Genomic DNA, 16,062 nt, shown 5'->3' on the forward strand with positions numbered 1-16,062 from the left:
GCAAGTGGTCCGCCAGCTGATGCCGGCGGACCACTTTGCGTTGTCGGTGACGGGCGGACCTGCTACATGATGCCGGTAGGCACCAGCAGGGCCCAGGCGAGGGCCGGGGCTACCAGCACAACACCGCCGGCGTAGGCCATCAGCTGCTTGTAGACGCGCTGCCGGTCGTCGGGGCGGGCGTTGGCGACCACCAGTGCGCCGTCGGTGGAGAACGGCGAGACGTCAACCACGGTGGCGGCGATGGCGAGGGCGGCAACGGTGCCGGATGCACTGAGGGAACTGGTGGCCAGCAGCGGGCCGGCCAGGGGAATGAATGCGGTGAGCAGTGCGGTGGAGGACGCGAAGGCCGAGCCGACGCCGATCACGTAGCAGAGGACCAGGGCGATCAGCAGGGGTGCGCCCAGCGCCAGGGCCTGCTCGGCCAGGGTGTCGATGACGCCGACGTGCTGGAGCAGGGAGACGTAGGTGATCATGCCGGCCACCAGCAGAACGGTGGACCAGGAGATTCCGCCGATGAAGGTCTGGTGTTCCTTGATGTTCACGAAGGCCAGCAGAAGGCCGGCGGCGAGGGCCACAAAGCCGATCGGCATGTGGAAGCCCAGCGTGCACACCAGCATGATGGCGATCAGGGCCAGGGTGAGGATTTGCTGGCCGTGGGGACGGCCTGTCCGGGAGGTGTCCACGTCGGCGTGCTGGCCGCCGTGGCTGTCGCGCAGCTTGCCCAGGAGGGCGAACAGCGCCACGGTGAGGGCGGAGAGGATGAGGTTCAGGGCGAAGCTGGCCACGAACAGCGAGCCCTGGTCGATGGCAAAGCCGTTCTTGACCGAGATGTCGTGGACCAGCACACCGGCGACAGAGAGCGGGGAGAAACCGCCGGCGTGGGCGCCGTTGATGATGAAGGCGCCCATCAGGACGGGGTGGATGCGGGACTCGTAGGCGAATCCGATGGCCGCGGGGGCCAGGAGTGCGATGGCTGCCGGGGAGAAGGTGCCCAGCGAGGTCAGGGCGGCAGCGATCAGGAAGAACACCCAGGGGAGCAGCATGGTCTTACCCCTCACCAGCCGCACGCACGTCTGGACGATGATGTTGATGGTGCCGTTCCGCTGGGCCATGCTGAAGAAGTAGGTGACGCCGATGATGGTCAGGACGATGCTGGCGGGGAACTCGTCGAGGATCTGCTTGTCGCTCATGCCCAGCATGAAGTATCCGACGCCGAAGGAGGCCACCAGGCCCATGACCCCGATGTTCAGGGGCCATTTGGTGGCGACGACAAACATCACCACCAGGATGACCAGGGGAATGATCTGCGTTGCGGTCATGCTCGGCTCCGATTCCGGGGTGGCTGCCGGGTTGAAGACGGCACCCCCGAACACGAGGGCAATCAGACCCAGGATCGCGGCCGCGGCTACCGCTACCAGCAGGATACGGCGGCGGCGGTTGGGACGCGTGGCAGGGGTTTCGCGGATGTCGCTCTTTGCTTCGGAAGCAGGCTCGTAAATGGTTTTAGTCATGATCTTGACTCCTCATTGAGTGGCTGATGCGAGTGAGGTTTCGACGGCGCTGCCGAGGGCCTCGGGGACGTGGATGATGGTGGTGGCGATGGTGCGGGCAGTGCGTTCGACGCCGATCAGCAGGGACGCGTCGTCCTCCTCGCTCCAGGTCTCGAGCACCCCTGCGGGGGTGCGGAGCCGAAGCCTGCTCCGCGGGGCGTCGCCGGTGATGCTGCTCAGGACAGTGCCCGGTGTCCGGGCGGCGAGAGTCAGTGCGATGCTTCCGGTGATGGCCAGGGCCGGGTGCGGCTTGCCCATGGAGAGCATCATGACGCTGACATCGGAGTCCGGGTCCGGCTGGGCCGGGGAGGCAACGATGGCGAGTTTGGGGATGGCGCGGGCGGCGGCGGCAACCGTTGACGCGAGCCCCATCCGGACCGCAGCCTGGCGACGGATCTGCTCCAGCGTTTCCAGCTGCAGTTCCACCCCTGACGCCCAGCTCCCGTACCGGGAGGGGTCCAGCCCCAGCTGTTCGGCGCGGACGATCACCACCGGTGCTCCGGCGTCGACCATTGATACTGTCCACCGCGTTCCGCCGGCGGTGATGGTGTCGGTTGCGGAGCCGGTGGGCAGCAGCTTTCCGGTCGTCTTGCCGGCCGGGTCCTGAAAGCCGAGGCCCACCCGGTAGCCGGGAAAGGCTACGCCCGGCATCTGGGCATCCGGAACGATCGGCAGCGCCCCCGCGGGGGTGGCCACGCGCTGGATGATGATCTGGCCGGTGTTGGTGTTGCGGGTGACGATCCGGGTGACGTCTCCGCGGGGGACCACCCAGCCTTTTTCGATGGCGTAAAGCCCCACCACCGCGGAGCAGTTCCCGCAGTTGCTGCCCCAGTCCACCGCTGCCTCTTCGATGCCCACCTGGGCAAAGGTGAATTCGACGTCGACCTCCGCGTCCGCGGGGCGCCGCAGGATCATCGCCTTGCTGGTGGTCGAGGTTGCCCCGCCGACGCCATCAATCTGCCGGTAATCAGGGCTCCCGAACAGCCGCGGCAGCAGCTCATCCAGGCTGGTGCGGGTCTGGTCCAGGTGCTCCGTTTCGAAGACCCAGCACTTGCTGGTGCCTCCGCGCATCCATTCAGCTTCTATCTTCATTGTCTTCCCACATCTCTCGGGTCATGCATTCTGTTCAGGGCGCCTGATAAGAGAATGAGCCGGATCACATATGAAGACAATGTTGGATAAGTAATGGGATATGTAGAGATACTACAATCACTGGCAGATAAGTGCTTAGGATCGGTCCATGACCGCTGTCCTCGTCAAAAAGTGCCCCTGTAAGCGTGCCGATGCGCGCACGACTGCATAGAATGAACTCCTCTGACAGAAGGGTGAAGCGTTGCTTAACGATGACAACCAGGATTTATTCGACATCCGCCGCTTGGCCCTGCTGGTTGAGGTCGTGGAGCAGGGGTCCATCACCGCTGCGGCTGACCTGATGATGTACACGCCGTCGGCCGTTTCCCAGCAGCTGCGGAAACTGGAACAGGAAGTGGGGCAGCCGCTCCTCAACCGCCGCTCCCGGGGTGTGGTGCCCACCGAGGCGGGCCAGGTGCTGGCCGGGCATGCCCGCAGGATCATCGGCCAGATGCGGGCGGCGCAGTCCGATCTTGACCAGATCGCCGGGCTGCGGCGCGGCTCCCTGACCGTAGGTACGTTCCCCACGATTGCCGGTTCCTTCCTGCCGGTGGTCATCCGCGCCTTCAAGAAGCGGTACCCCGCCATCGGACTCTCGGTGCGCAGCGCCCGCTTTGACGAACTCGTGTCCGACCTCGAGTCCGGCGTCACCGGACTGTGCCTGCTCTGGGACTATCCCTGGAACCGGTTCCAGGATGATTCCATCCGGATCACCGAGGTCTTCCAGGAGAGCACCGTCATCCTCGTAGCCCGCGGCCATCCGCTCGCCGGCCGGGACGAGGTGAAGATGGAGGAACTGCGGAAGGAGTCCTGGATAGTCCGCGCGGAGGCCCACCCCGTGGTCGAAGTCCTGCAGCGTTCAGCGCACGACGCAGGGTTCGAGCCCACCATCGGCTTCCTCGCCAATGACTACCAGGAGGCCCAGGCCATGGTCAGCGTGGGCATGGGCGTGGCACTGGTGCCCAAGACCGCCGTCGCCCTCCAGCACCCGGACGTGCGGGTCATCAGCCTCGGGGGAGCCGCGCCCATGCGCCGGGTGCTGCTCGCTCAACGCCAGGACAAGGTGTACGCCCCGGCCGAGGTCGCCTTCCACTCCACCCTCCTGGAAATCGCCCGCGAGCACGCTGGGGACTATCTGTAGGGGTCAGAGCGGCGGACCCGTGCGCCATGGACAACCCCCGGCGCCAGGCTTAAAATTGCTGGGCTGGGGACCCCGACAATGGCGTTGGAAAGGGTTCGCAATGGGCGTTCAGGAAGACGCCGCAGTGGTGCGGCGCGGCTATGAAGCATTCAATTCGGGCGATATTGAAACGCTCAAGGACCTCTTCGCCCCTGATGCGGTCTGGCGCGTCGGCGGAAGCGGTGGCCTCGCCGGGGTCAAACAGGGGAAAGAGGAGATTCTGGCCTATTTCGGCGAGCTGTTTTCACGGTCAGGCGGCACGGTAAAAGCTGAGCTTCAGGATGTCATCGCCGGCGAGAGCCATACGGTGGCCCTGCAGACCGCGCAGGCTGAACGGAATGGCCAGTCCCTGTCTCAGCACGGCGCCTTCGTCTTCACGCTCAGGGACGGCAAAGTCACCGAGGTCAACGAGTTCCAGGAGGACACGGCCAAGACCTCGGAATTTTGGGCCTAAGGGCCAAAATCCGCCCTCCGAGAACTGGCCACTTTTCCCCGGCGGGAACAGGCCCACTTCCCAGCCTCCGGACGTAAACTGACCTCCGCACCACAAATCGCGGGACGGAACGTTTGGGGTCTGATGCTCTGGAAACTGCTTGTTGAATACCTGCGGCCGCACCGGCAGCTGCTGATCGCCGTCGTGGTTTTCCAGCTGGCGCAGTCCATCGCGTCCCTGTACCTGCCCACGCTGAACGCGGACATTATTGATGAAGGTGTGGCCAAGGGCGATACCGGCGTCATCCTCAACCTGGGCACCCTGATGCTGGGCATCACCCTGCTGCAGATCATCTGCGCCACCATTGCCGTGTACTTCGGGGCGAAGGCCGCGATGGGCCTGGGCCGGGACCTGCGCGGCGCGATCTTCGGACGGGTGGGTGAATTCTCGGAACAGGAAGTCACCAAGTTCGGGGCTCCCAGCCTCATCACCCGTTCCACCAACGACGTCCAGCAGGTCCAGCAGCTGGTGCTGATGTCCGCCACCCTGATGGTGTCCGCTCCGATGCTGGCCATTGGCGGGGTGATCATGGCGGTCCGGCAGGACGTTCAGCTGTCCTGGCTGATCGCGGTGGCCGTGCCCGCGCTGCTGGTGGGCATCGGCCTGATCATTACCCGCATGGTGCCGCTGTTCCGGAAGATGCAGAAGCGGATCGACACCGTGAACCGCGTCCTGCGCGAACAGCTGACCGGCATCCGCGTGGTGCGGGCGTTTGTGCGCGAGGACATCGAGACGGCCCGGTTCGGCCGCGCCAACGAGGACGTCACAGACACCGCGCTGCGTGCCGGCCGGCTGATGGCGCTCGCGTTCCCCGTGGTGATGCTGGTGCTGAACATCTCCAGCGTGGCCGTGATCTGGTTCGGCTCCTTCCGGATCGAGGACGGCTCCATGCAGGTGGGCACCCTGATCGCGTTCCTGAGCTACCTGCTGCAGATCCTGATGTCCGTCATGATGGCCACCTTCATGGCGGTGATGATCCCGCGCGCCTCGGTGTCCGCGGACCGGATCGGCGAGGTGCTGAACACCGAATCAAGCGTGCGGCCGCCGAAAAACCCCGTCACCAGTGCCGTGTCACCGGACGGCCGGCGCCGCGGCACGCTGGAAATGCGCGACGTCGGATTCGCCTACCCGGGTGCCGATCAGCCGGTCCTGTCCGGCATCAGTTTCACGGCCAAGGCGGGGCAGACGACGGCGATCATCGGCAGCACCGGCTCCGGCAAAACCACGCTGGTGAACCTCATGCCGCGGCTGTTCGACGCCACCTCCGGTGCGGTGATGATGAACGGGGTGGACGTGCGCGAGCTGCACCCGGACCTCCTCTGGGGCCACATCGGGCTCGTCCCGCAGAAGCCCTACCTGTTCTCCGGGACCGTCCGCAGCAACCTGCAGTACGGCAAGCCGGACGCCAGCGAGGACGAACTCTGGACGGCACTGGAGATCGCCCAGGCCCGGGATTTCGTGGAAGAGATGGAGGGCGGCCTGGATGCGGAGATCTCGCAGGGCGGCACCAACGTCTCCGGCGGGCAGCGGCAGCGGCTGGCCATCGCCCGGGCCCTGGTGAAACGGCCCGAGCTGTACATCTTTGACGACTCCTTCTCCTCCCTGGACACCGGCACGGACGCCCGGCTCCGCCAGGCGCTCAAGCGCAACACCGCCGGCGCCACCCTGGTGATCATCGCCCAGCGCGTCTCCAGCATCGTGGACGCGGACCAGATCCTGGTGCTCGACAACGGCAGGATCGTGGCGCACGGAACGCACCACGAACTGCTGGACACATCCGAAACCTACCGGGAGATCGTCTCCTCCCAGCTGTCAGCGGAGGAAACGGTATGAGCTCAACCCACCGGCCGCCGTCGTCCGCTGCTCCCGGAACTGCAGGTGCCCCGAAAGCCGGCAGCGCCGAGGTCATGCGCATCCCACGGCCGCGCGGCGGCCCCGGGCACGGCGGCCCGTTCGCGGGAATGAACGTCCCGGCCGAGAAGGCAATGAACTTCTGGCCGTCCGCGCGGCGGCTGCTGGGCACGCTGCGGCCGGAATGGCCCTGGCTGATCCTGGTGCTGGTGATGGGTGTTGGGAGCGTGACGCTCTCGGTGATCGGGCCGCGGCTGCTGGGGGAGGGCACCAACCTGATTTTCGCGGGCGTGGTGTCCAAGCAGCTGCCGCCCGGCCTGAGCAAGGAGCAGCTGATTGCGCAGCTGCGGGCGGCGGGCGAGAACCAGAAGGCGGACATGCTCACGCCCATGGCGCTGACCCCGGGGCACGGAATCGATTTCGCGGCGCTGTCCAGCGTGCTGGCGTGGGCGCTGGTGCTGTATGTGCTGGCCTCGGTGTTCATGTGGGTGCAGGCATATGTGCTGAACGGCGTGGTGCAGCGGACCGTGTACGGGCTGCGGGAAAAGATCGAGGCGAAGATCAACCGGCTGCCGCTGCGGTATTTCGATTCCGTCCAGCGCGGTGAACTGCTGAGCCGGGTGACAAACGACGTGGACAACATCTCCCAGAGCCTGCAGCAGTCCATCAGCCAGGCGGTCACGTCGGTGCTGACGGTGGTGGGGGTGCTGGTGATGATGGTGATCCTCTCGCCCACCCTGGCGCTGATTGCGCTGGTGACCATCCCGCTGACGCTGGGCATCACGGCGCTGATCGCCAAGCGCTCGCAAAAGCTGTTCGTGGCGCAGTGGAAGAACACCGGCGAGTTGAACGGGCAGATCGAGGAAACCTACACCGGGCATGCGCTGGTGAAGGTGTTCGGCCGGCAGCGCGAGGTGGAGGAGCGGTTCCGGCAGAAGAACGTGGAGCTGTATGACGCGAGCTTCGGCGCGCAGTTCATCTCGGGGCTGATCATGCCGGCCATGACGTTCATCGGGAACCTGGTGTATGTGGGGATCGCGGTGGTGGGCGGCCTGCAGGTGGCGTCCGGGGCCATGCAGCTCGGCGATGTGCAGGCGTTCATCCAGTACTCGCGGCAGTTCACCCAGCCCCTGGCGCAGCTGGGGTCCATGGCCAACCTGCTGCAGTCCGGGGTGGCGTCCGCCGAGCGGGTGTTCGAGCTGCTGGACACCCCGGAGGAATCCGTTGAACCTGCCCCGTCCACGGGGCCTGCGTTCGGGCGGGGACGGCTGGTGTTTGAGGATGTATCGTTCTCGTATTCGCCGGACAAGCCGCTGATCTCGTCGCTGTCCCTGGTGGCGGAGCCGGGGCAGACGGTGGCGATTGTGGGGCCCACCGGGGCGGGGAAGACCACCCTGGTGAACCTGATGATGCGGTTCTACGAGATTGATGCGGGGCGGATAACGCTCGACGGCGTCGACATCACCTCGGTGCCGCGCCGTGAGCTGCGCTCGCGGATGGGCATGGTGCTGCAGGATACGTGGCTGTTCGGCGGCACCATCCGGGACAACATCGCGTACGGCCGGCCAACCGCCTCGGAAGACGAGATTCTGGAGGCCGCGAAGGCCACGTACGGGGCCTGGTTCGTGCGCTCCCTGCCCGAGGGCTACGACACGGTGCTGGACGACGAGGCGTCCAACGTGTCCGCGGGCGAGAAGCAGCTGCTGACGATTGCCCGGGCATTCCTGGCCCGGCCGTCCGTGCTGATCCTGGACGAGGCGACTTCGTCCGTGGACACCCGGACCGAGGTGCTGGTGCAGAAGGCCATGAGTGCTTTGCGGTCCGACCGTACGTCGTTTGTGATCGCCCACCGGCTGTCCACGATCCGCGACGCCGACCTCATCCTGGTGATGGAGGCTGGGCAGATCGTGGAGCAGGGCACGCACGCTTCGCTGCTGGCTGCCGGCGGGGCCTATGCGCGGCTGTATGAGGCACAGTTCGCTGCTCCGGTGGCGGAGGTTTAGAGGCACTAGCAATGGGCAGGCCTATGTACTATTCGATTTACTGCGCCACGAGACCTTTGCCGGTCCAAGAATTGGGATCGGTTAACTCTAGTTTTGCCAGGCACAACCGACGGAAATGAGTTCGGATGCCGGATTTATGTTCATTTGCTGCGACCTCTCACCCTAGTGAATGACATTGCCTACTCCCGGTTCGAAGGACGCGAGGGCACATGCGAAAATATCTCGCAGGTACCCCTAATCCGGCTCTTCACGAAGAGCCCCTAATCCTAAATTAGGTAGATCTCCCACTCGCCCCTCCACTTCGAAGCGCAATAAGATGGCCCCACGGCTCGATTGGATAGTCCGGATTCGACGCCGGCTAAACCGGATGTCAGGGAAGAAGTCCGAATGCTTCATAAACTGAAATCAAAGGGAGTCGGTATAGCGGCAATTGAGCCTTGGAAATTCCCGCCTACTAATGGATTTCTGTACAGGTGCCTTTGGTGGGTTCAACGTGTTTAGCCAGTCTGTGGTCCAAGCCTGCAAATCGGGTACTCACTGAAATTAATCAGCCGCTCCTAGGCCTATTCGGCGTGATAGGGGCAGCTCACCTCTATTTCTTCAATGACAGGGAGATCACACCATGTCGGCACTTTCTAAGAAAATTGCATCGTTAGTCCTCACTTTGACCGCCGCCGTAGGCGGAACATTGTTGCTGTCGGGCGGTGCAGCTAATGCGGCACCGAATCAGTCCCAGGGAGCTTTTGTTATCAAAGGACTTATCTGCAGTGGCTCAGGTTATCAAGGTCCCTTTGTGGTTACCGACCAAAGTCAGGTCGTTGTTACCCCAAGCGGAAACACAAAGTTGACTTGTCACTTTGATGGCCCCACGGTGTCGCAGACGGTCAATGACAAAGGCTTCCTTTGTGGCACATGCTTGGGTGCTACATATGACTCGCACTTCGTTTATACGAAAAGCGGGCATGGAACTCTCACGTGCTACCTCCACTCCTCCTAGCTGGCTCGGCATCTGGGAGTCGCGCCCCTAATTAGATCTTGGTTCTAGAATTGCATACTTCTGTTGGACTGCTGGCAAGCGCTTGTGGCGAATAGGACTAGCGGGAAGGAATCGGTGAACGGATGCCTGAGAAGGGCGTCGGGCTTCCGCCCCCGCAGCCCCTTTCTTTTGTCCTCAAAGTGCTTGCTACAGCGAACCCTCCCGCTCGACTGATGTGCACAGGCTTGAAGGAACGCCGGAGTCAGATCCAGTAGGTGGGGTAGGTGGATCCGCGAAGCTTGGACCCAAGGATGCCGAAACCGACGAGGACGCAGGCAGCGATGCCGACGCACACCACAAACGACACCTGGCCTGTGGTGGACATGGTGCCGATGACTGCTGTGGCGGCTGCGGGTGAATGCGGCATTCTCAGCAACATCGTCGCTCCGATGGCCATGCCGCCGGCAATCGCCGCAGCCCAGACCGAGTGGCTGACCAAACCCATGCCCACACCGAGCGCGGCGGAAACAACCTGGCCCCCGATGACGCTCCGGGGTTGGGCGAGGGGCAAGTGGGGTACCCCGGCCATGAGTGCCATGGAGGCGGCCATCGGAGGGACCAGCAGGAGGTGGCCTGATAGCTGACCCAGCAGAACGAGGCTGCCCAGAGCAACCATGCTGATAAGGGTCGCCGCAACCAGGGTTGCAGCCGGCGGCCGGCAGGGAGCCTGGGAGGACCAACGCGAACGGGCCGTGGGGAAGGCGGCAGAGGACGCTGTTGGCCGGTCAGAACTGGTAACCGGCATGAGGTTTTCCTGACGTTGCTGAAGGTTTGGGCACGCCGCCGACTGGCTAGCGGCTGCAGAGCAAGGAGAATTCGAGGTGCGGCACATCGATCGGAATCACCATTTTGTCGCTTGGCGTGGTGCGAAGCCTTTCGCCGACGAGGTACGCACCGGAATTCCCGACGACCACGCGGCCGCTTCCGTTGAGCAGCGCGGCGTCTCCTGGGATAGCCCGTAGGACGGGCATGAATATTTCTTCCAGTTTTCTGATGCGGATGTCGCAGCCGGCCACCCCTGCGAACTTTTCGTCAAGTTGTATGGGGGCGGAGTAGGTGAGGATGTATTCATCCAACCCCAGGTAGTCCACATACGGACCCCACCCCGCCGGCTCCCCTGTGTGGTGGGCCGAGGCGAAGAAAGGCATGTTCTGATAGTCGTAGAACCGTTCGCCGCCCGGTGTCAGGTCAAATTCCAGTTTTTCAACGGCATGGTCGCGTTTGATCCACCACTCGAGGCCGCCGTCGCTGCCTGTGACGGCTTCTGCGGAAAAAATGACTCCTGTCCCCACAACGAAACCATGTGATTCCAAGAACTGCTTGGACAAGTCCTCGAGGTTTGACAGGTCGCGCGGCGTGACATTGAGGGGACTTCGGCGGTCTGACCAGAGTGCGGTTGTTTGTCCTGCGAATTTCTGGACATCGACGCCGAGCGCCCTCATCCATGCAGCAATTTCGGCGGCAGCTTGGTCTGCAGGGGTAGTAGTCGTCATTGGCGCTCCTGCTCATGTGTCGTGGGGTACCCAAGGGAAAGCTTGGCGTCCACCAGATGATGGATGTCGTGCCGGATGTGCTCCAGCACTAACCGCTGGGCGTCCTCGGGTGCGTCATTTGCTATTGCGCGGGCCAGTGCAAGATGCTCGGCTGCCGCTTTCTCCGGATCCCGGGCAAGGGATACGGGGGACCACAGAGCCTGGACTGTTTCCGCCTGCAACCGTATTTCTGCGTTCGTCAGCCTCGGCGACTGAGCCAGGACCGCCAGTTCGATATGAAACCTGCTGTCGGCGCGGGCACGTAATTCCGGTTTGTCGGTCATGACGACAGCCCGGCCGAGCTCCACCAGTCTGCTGACTTCATGTGCCTCGGCCCGCTCGCAGGCGAGCCGCACGGTGGCTGCGGCAATGGCAGCATGCTCATCCCCGACGTCTCTGATCTCTGCGATGGATGTTTCCCGGAACCACTTCTTAATAACGTCATCCGAGGTGAAGGGCTGCTTGGCGATGAATGTTCCGCCGTTGCGTCCCCGCCGCGTAGTGACGATTCCTTGGTCCCGCAGGTCCGCCAAGGCCTCCCGGAGGGTGGAGGATGCAACACCAAACATTTCCGAAAGGGCCGTCTCCGAGGGAAGCCGCTCACCAACCTTGAGCAGGCCGAGGGCGATCGCTTTGGAAATCCGGTCAACGATGGCCTCTGAGCGCTCGGTCTCGGGTAACGACCGGTAGACCTGGGCTTGAAATGTGGTGGTAGATGCCAAAAAGAGACTCCGTGCGATGTAGGGACCAGAACTGATTCTAATCCGGTGCCGAAGGTCCACCCCCAGGTGGGACGTGTACTCCACGTTCCGGCCCTGGATGGTGTTCCTTCTTGACCTGCCTTACGTCAAGAGTAAGGGGATCAGGCTCGAAAATCCACCGGAAACAAAGGTTATAAGACCATTTAGCCCTTCCAGTACCGCCAAGTTTGCGGAAACGTGCGGCATTTTCCGAGTGTTGCGCATCTAAACCTTTGAAAGTACAGTTTTACGGACGTGGCCCCGCTCACATCAAAAACCAGGGCCCATCAAAAGGAGTTCTATGCGTGAAGAGATCACGGAGCCCGCGACGGAGTTCGCCGGCGACGAAGACGCTCAGCATCTCGCTAGTCTTGGCTACTCTTACCAGAGCCAGTTCAAGCGGGAGATGACGTTTTGGGGGAACGTTTCGCTGGGGTTTACCTACCTGTCGCCGGTTGTGGCCGTATATTCGCTGTTCGCAGCCTCCCTGAGTGCGGCCGGTCCCCCAATGTTCTGGTCACTCGTTATTGTCGGCGTTGGCCAATTCTTCGTCGCCTCGATTTTCGGTGAAGTTGTGGCCGCGTACCCAGTGGCCGGCGGAGTCTACCCGTGGTCCCGCCGGCTTTGGGGCCGCAAATGGGGTTGGATGAATGGCTGGGTCTACCTCGTTGCCCTCCTGACCAGCATCGGCAGCATTGCCTACGGGGCGGGGCCTTTCTTGAGCGCACTCCTGGGTATGGAGAACACTGTTGACTCTGTCATCGTGTCGGGCGTTGTGGTCATCGCGCTGGCGACAACTCTCAACCTTGGGGGAACCAAGGTGCTGAACACTGTTGCCATGCTGGGTCTGCTGGCCGAACTTGGCGGCGCCCTGGTAGTTGGAGGGTGGCTGCTGGTTACGGCCCGGCACCACGATCTCAGCGTCCTGTTTCAGGCATTCGGCGCAGGGGAAGGCAGTGATTATTTCGTCGCGTTCGCGGCAGCCGGACTGATCGGAATCTTTCAATACTACGGATTCGAAGCCTGCGGTGACGTGGCCGAGGAAGTAGTGAACCCTGGCCGCACCATTCCCAAGGCCATGAGGATGACCATCTACATTGGCGGCTTTGCAGCCATGTTCGTGTGCCTGTCCCTCATCCTCGCTGTTCCCGATTTTGCTGCAGTGATCTCGGGCCAAGACACGGACCCCGTTGGCAACGTCCTCCTCTCGGCCTTCGGCCCTATCGGCTTCAAAGTGGTTCTGGGCGTGGTTATGGTCTCCTTCCTCTCCTGCGTGCTGAGCCTCCAAGCAGCCACCTCCCGGCTCGCCTATTCCATGGCCCGCGACGGCATGCTTCCAGGGAGCAAAGTTCTGAGCATCTTCAGTGAATCGCGGCGTGTGCCCCCGTACGCCCTGCTCCTGGCAGGTGTGGTGCCGGCCCTTATCGTCATAGCATCAAAAGTTTCCAGCGACGCCCTGACGGTGATCATTTCCTTTGCAGCCATGGGCATGTACATGGGTTTCCAGATGGTGGTTCTGGCCTCGCTGCGGGCCCGTCTCCTCGGCTGGAAGCCGAATGGAGCCTTCCAGCTTGGCCGCTGGGGCATCCCGGTCAACATCGCCGCCCTGGTGTGGGGAATCCTTGGCATCATCAACATGGCCTGGCCCAGAACGCCGGAAGACGGCTGGTTCGCCAACTACGTCGTCCTGATCTCCGCCGTAGCAGTGGTGGCATCCGGCCTGATCTACATGGCCTGGAAGAAGCCACACCTCAAGGGTGACGCGCCGGCAGCCGACGCCATTCCGGCCGCCCCTGCCCATGACCGCTCGGACTCCCTCGTCGGGGCATCAAAGGGTGGAAGGTAACAAGCGCATGCTTATCACTGGCATCAAGAGCCGCCCGGTCTACGACGAACTCACACCGATGGCAAGCGGGCTGAGCCACGTCGCTGCTGCGCAAGGCAGCGGCGGAGGGCCGCTGGTGCGCCTGCTAGGAGAGATGGACTCCGACCAGCTGGCCGCCACCACCGTGCTGTATTCAACCGAGTCATTCACAGGCCAGAACTATCTAGCTAACATCCAAAAATTCACCGTACGCGAGCTCATCGTGTTCCAGAGCAACGCCGACACTGTTAAGGGACTCGACGCATTCCTCGCCACAGCAACGATGGGAACCCGGCTGTACATCTCCGGTTCGGAGGGGTTCATCGGCACATCAATGCAGGTCGCAACGTCCTACGGGGTGAACCGGGATGAGGTGCTACGCGAGCACGCGGGCTCCTTCGTCAGACGGGTGTGGTGCGCGCACTGCAGCCACTACTCGGAGAACGTGACCCGGCGGATCTTCCAATGCCCCGGCTGTCAACGCAATCTGATCGTTCGCGATCACTATTCCGGAAGGCTCGCTGCCTTCCAGGGAGTAAAGGCTGATGGCGAAGTCCCCGGGGAACTGCCCGACAACGAGGAGTTGGATACATGAGCGAGGCGCAGCACGGAGCCCTGCGGTTGAAAGTCGACCGCATTGAACCGGTCACACCGGAAATAAAACGGTTCACATTTTCAGCAGCTGACGGATCGTGGCTTCCTCCCTTTTCGGGAGGCAGCCACGTCAGAGTCCTGATTGAGTCCGACGGCGACACCCGCCGCAACGCGTACTCGCTGATGAGTTCGCCCTACGACACAAGCCAGTATCAAATCGCTGTCCGTCGAGTCGAGGACGGCAAGCGCGGCTCAATCAGCATGCACGAGAACGTCCGGGAAGGCGACGTCCTGTCCGTCACGACGCCCGCGAATCTCTTTCCCGTCTCCAAGCATGCCCGGCACCACCTCTTCATCGCCGGTGGCGTCGGGGTTACCCCGATCTATGCACAGCTGGAAGAACTGAGCGTCAAGGGCGGGTCCTTCGAGCTCCACCTGGCCGTTCGGGGTGCAGAGCATGCAGCCCTCGGCCATGAGCTCAAGGGACTTTACGGGGACAAGGTCACGCTGTACGGCGTTGGCGACGGACCCCGGCTGAACTCCTCGGAGATCCTGGCCGAACGGCCGCTCGGAACCCATGCCTACGTCTGCGGACCGGCACGGATGGTGGACGACGTTATCGGGTCCGCCCATGCCCTGGGCTGGACCGAGTCGCACATCCACTACGAAAGGTTCGATGATGTCGGGTCAACCGGCAGTCCCTTCTCGGTCACCCTGGCACGGTCCGGGGCTGTAATCGATGTTTCACCGGAGCAGTCATTGCTGGAAGCGGCCGAAGAGGCTGGCCACAAGCTGCCCTATCTCTGCCGGGGAGGGGCCTGCGGTGAGTGCGAGATCGAGGTCCTCGAGCTCGAGGGCACCATCGATCACCGGGACGACTGGCTGTCGGAATCTGATCGCTGCACCAACAAGCTCATCATGCCCTGCGTTTCGCGGGCCACCTGCTCAAAACTCGTCATAGATGCCTAGGAGAACTCCCCATGACAGTGATATCCCAGTCCGAGTTTAGCGCGAATGAGACGTACACCCCCGAGGGTGAGTACCAGTTCCGGAACTCCCGCGAGGCAGTCCGCCGACTTCCGTTCCCGTTTCCGGACGACGAGTATGCCTACTCGATGAATCTCGAGCCCCACGTTCCCGCCGGCGACGGTGCGCTCCGGGCAGCATTCGATATTGATGAACACTATGTATCCGAATGCGCCCACCGGGCCCAGATGCTGGAAGACATGCCGGGCGTCAACTACATTGCGCTGCCGCACATGCTGGAGGCGCAATGGGACCTGCTAGAGCTCATCTTCGAGTCCTACAACCGAGATTTCCCGGAGCACTTCACCCTCACCAAGAGCGGGAATGAGTGGCGGTGGCAGAACCGTCTCCTCGAAATCGACGATTCGTTCACCTTCGGCGACCCGGCAACCCTGCCGATGGATCCGATGGAGTACGCCACGAGGCAGGCGCAGGGCGAATTTGTCGTTCTCGAGGAGAAGGACAACACGCTGGTCATCGGTGCCGGGATGACCACCCAGCGGGCCGACTACTCCCTGCAGTTCAACATGGGCATGAGCTTTTTCGAGTTCCACGGACCGGTGCCCAAGCTGCATGAGACGGGCATCCTGGACCGGGCGCTCAAGTTCCTGCTCCGGATGAAGCCCGGCCACCCGGTCCGGCGCGTCAACTGGTCCCTTACCGTCCACCCGCGCCTGGAGACGTCCGTGGAAACGCTCCCGGACTGGGCGCCGGACCGGGCGAAGGTCACCGCAGAGAACGCAGGAGAGATGGTGTACCTGCGAATCGAACTGCAGCCCCTGCACCGTCTGCCGCGCTCGAACGCCATAGTCTTCCCGGTCCGTACCTACCTCGTCAGCCTGGCTGAACTGGTGCAGCACGCTCCGGACTGGGCGAAACGGGTGCACCGCGCCTTGGCTTCGATCGACCACGAGCTTGTCGACTACAAGGGCTTCCACCGCTACCACGACGTTGCCGTCGAATGGCTCTCACACCACGACGACGGTGCACCCTTGGCCACGGGCTACCCCTGGATCGAGGGCGGGATCCAGCCCGGCGACAGCTAAGCCGGACTAAGGGAAG

Annotated in this window: 13 protein-coding genes; 8 read left to right on the top strand and 5 right to left on the bottom strand. The window is 62.9% G+C overall.

Annotated elements, in window-relative coordinates; translation table 11 throughout:
- Positions 1-62: 62 nt before the first annotated feature.
- Positions 63-1,511, bottom strand: a complete 1,449-nt coding sequence (locus PY310_RS13245; protein ID WP_275214888.1) for an SLC13 family permease — start codon at positions 1,509-1,511, stop codon at positions 63-65.
- 12 nt (positions 1,512-1,523) lie between these two features.
- Complete coding sequence (locus PY310_RS13250) at positions 1,524-2,642, bottom strand: PrpF domain-containing protein (RefSeq protein ID WP_275214889.1); 1,119 nt, start codon at positions 2,640-2,642, stop codon at positions 1,524-1,526.
- Positions 2,643-2,883: 241 nt separating this feature from the next.
- On the opposite strand from PY310_RS13250, the gene PY310_RS13255 reads away from it, so the two are divergent.
- From PY310_RS13255 to PY310_RS13270, 4 genes are all read left to right on the top strand, one after another.
- Complete coding sequence (locus PY310_RS13255; RefSeq protein WP_275214890.1) at positions 2,884-3,822, top strand: LysR family transcriptional regulator; 939 nt, start codon at positions 2,884-2,886, stop codon at positions 3,820-3,822.
- Between the two features lie 100 nt (positions 3,823-3,922).
- Positions 3,923-4,315, top strand: coding sequence for a nuclear transport factor 2 family protein (locus PY310_RS13260; RefSeq protein ID WP_275214891.1), 393 nt, complete (start codon positions 3,923-3,925; stop codon positions 4,313-4,315).
- 123 nt (positions 4,316-4,438) lie between these two features.
- Complete coding sequence (locus tag PY310_RS13265) at positions 4,439-6,187, top strand: ABC transporter ATP-binding protein (protein ID WP_275214892.1); 1,749 nt, start codon at positions 4,439-4,441, stop codon at positions 6,185-6,187.
- Entirely contained in the window at positions 6,184-8,208 is a 2,025-nt protein-coding gene (locus tag PY310_RS13270) for an ABC transporter ATP-binding protein (protein ID WP_419095487.1), read from the top strand. Before PY310_RS13265 ends, PY310_RS13270 begins: the two co-directional genes overlap by 4 nt.
- A 1,238-nt stretch (positions 8,209-9,446) precedes the next feature.
- Here the strand turns inward: PY310_RS13270 and PY310_RS13275 are convergent.
- Genes PY310_RS13275 through PY310_RS13285 form a run of 3 tightly spaced genes read right to left on the bottom strand, consistent with a single transcriptional unit; the run spans position 9,447 to position 11,498 of the window.
- Positions 9,447-9,989 (bottom strand): HPP family protein, encoded by a 543-nt coding sequence (locus PY310_RS13275; RefSeq protein ID WP_419095488.1) that lies wholly within the window; start codon positions 9,987-9,989, stop codon positions 9,447-9,449.
- 46 nt (positions 9,990-10,035) lie between these two features.
- Positions 10,036-10,737: a cache domain-containing protein gene (locus PY310_RS13280; protein WP_275214895.1), complete on the bottom strand. Its 702-nt coding sequence runs from the start codon at positions 10,735-10,737 to the stop codon at positions 10,036-10,038.
- Positions 10,734-11,498: a FadR/GntR family transcriptional regulator gene (locus PY310_RS13285; RefSeq protein ID WP_275214896.1), complete on the bottom strand. Its 765-nt coding sequence runs from the start codon at positions 11,496-11,498 to the stop codon at positions 10,734-10,736. Before PY310_RS13285 ends, PY310_RS13280 begins: the two co-directional genes overlap by 4 nt.
- Before the next feature lie 319 nt (positions 11,499-11,817).
- On the opposite strand from PY310_RS13285, the gene PY310_RS13290 reads away from it, so the two are divergent.
- From PY310_RS13290 to PY310_RS13305, 4 genes are read left to right on the top strand one after another with little or no spacing between them, the layout of a single operon-like run.
- Positions 11,818-13,362, top strand: a complete 1,545-nt coding sequence (locus PY310_RS13290) for an APC family permease (protein ID WP_275214897.1) — start codon at positions 11,818-11,820, stop codon at positions 13,360-13,362.
- A gap of 7 nt (positions 13,363-13,369) precedes the next feature.
- Positions 13,370-13,975, top strand: a complete 606-nt coding sequence (locus PY310_RS13295) for a dimethylamine monooxygenase subunit DmmA family protein (protein WP_275214898.1) — start codon at positions 13,370-13,372, stop codon at positions 13,973-13,975.
- Positions 13,972-14,943: a PDR/VanB family oxidoreductase gene (locus PY310_RS13300; RefSeq protein WP_275214899.1), complete on the top strand. Its 972-nt coding sequence runs from the start codon at positions 13,972-13,974 to the stop codon at positions 14,941-14,943. The genes PY310_RS13295 and PY310_RS13300 overlap by 4 nt, the downstream gene beginning before the upstream one ends.
- A gap of 11 nt (positions 14,944-14,954) precedes the next feature.
- A complete protein-coding gene (locus tag PY310_RS13305; protein WP_275214900.1) occupies positions 14,955-16,046 on the top strand; it encodes a heme-dependent oxidative N-demethylase family protein in 1,092 nt (363 codons plus the stop codon).
- Positions 16,047-16,062: the final 16 nt, after the last annotated feature.

The sequence above is a fragment of the Pseudarthrobacter naphthalenicus genome, from assembly GCF_029076445.1.
Classification (GTDB): domain Bacteria; phylum Actinomycetota; class Actinomycetes; order Actinomycetales; family Micrococcaceae; genus Arthrobacter; species Arthrobacter naphthalenicus.

Bases quoted from the DNA above. Each gene is read 5' to 3' on its own strand.
- PY310_RS13290 (WP_275214897.1), top strand. From the start codon at position 11,818: ATGCGTGAAGAGATCACGGAGCCCGCGACGGAGTTCGCCGGCGACGAA.
- PY310_RS13265 (WP_275214892.1), top strand. From the start codon at position 4,439: ATGCTCTGGAAACTGCTTGTTGAATACCTGCGGCCGCACCGGCAGCTG.
- PY310_RS13280 (WP_275214895.1), bottom strand. From the start codon at position 10,737: ATGACGACTACTACCCCTGCAGACCAAGCTGCCGCCGAAATTGCTGCA.
- PY310_RS13275 (WP_419095488.1), bottom strand. From the start codon at position 9,989: ATGCCGGTTACCAGTTCTGACCGGCCAACAGCGTCCTCTGCCGCCTTC.
- PY310_RS13295 (WP_275214898.1), top strand. From the start codon at position 13,370: ATGCTTATCACTGGCATCAAGAGCCGCCCGGTCTACGACGAACTCACA.
- PY310_RS13300 (WP_275214899.1), top strand. From the start codon at position 13,972: ATGAGCGAGGCGCAGCACGGAGCCCTGCGGTTGAAAGTCGACCGCATT.
- PY310_RS13260 (WP_275214891.1), top strand. From the start codon at position 3,923: ATGGGCGTTCAGGAAGACGCCGCAGTGGTGCGGCGCGGCTATGAAGCA.
- PY310_RS13270 (WP_419095487.1), top strand. From the start codon at position 6,184: ATGAGCTCAACCCACCGGCCGCCGTCGTCCGCTGCTCCCGGAACTGCA.
- PY310_RS13250 (WP_275214889.1), bottom strand. From the start codon at position 2,642: ATGAAGATAGAAGCTGAATGGATGCGCGGAGGCACCAGCAAGTGCTGG.
- PY310_RS13305 (WP_275214900.1), top strand. From the start codon at position 14,955: ATGACAGTGATATCCCAGTCCGAGTTTAGCGCGAATGAGACGTACACC.
- PY310_RS13245 (WP_275214888.1), bottom strand. From the start codon at position 1,511: ATGACTAAAACCATTTACGAGCCTGCTTCCGAAGCAAAGAGCGACATC.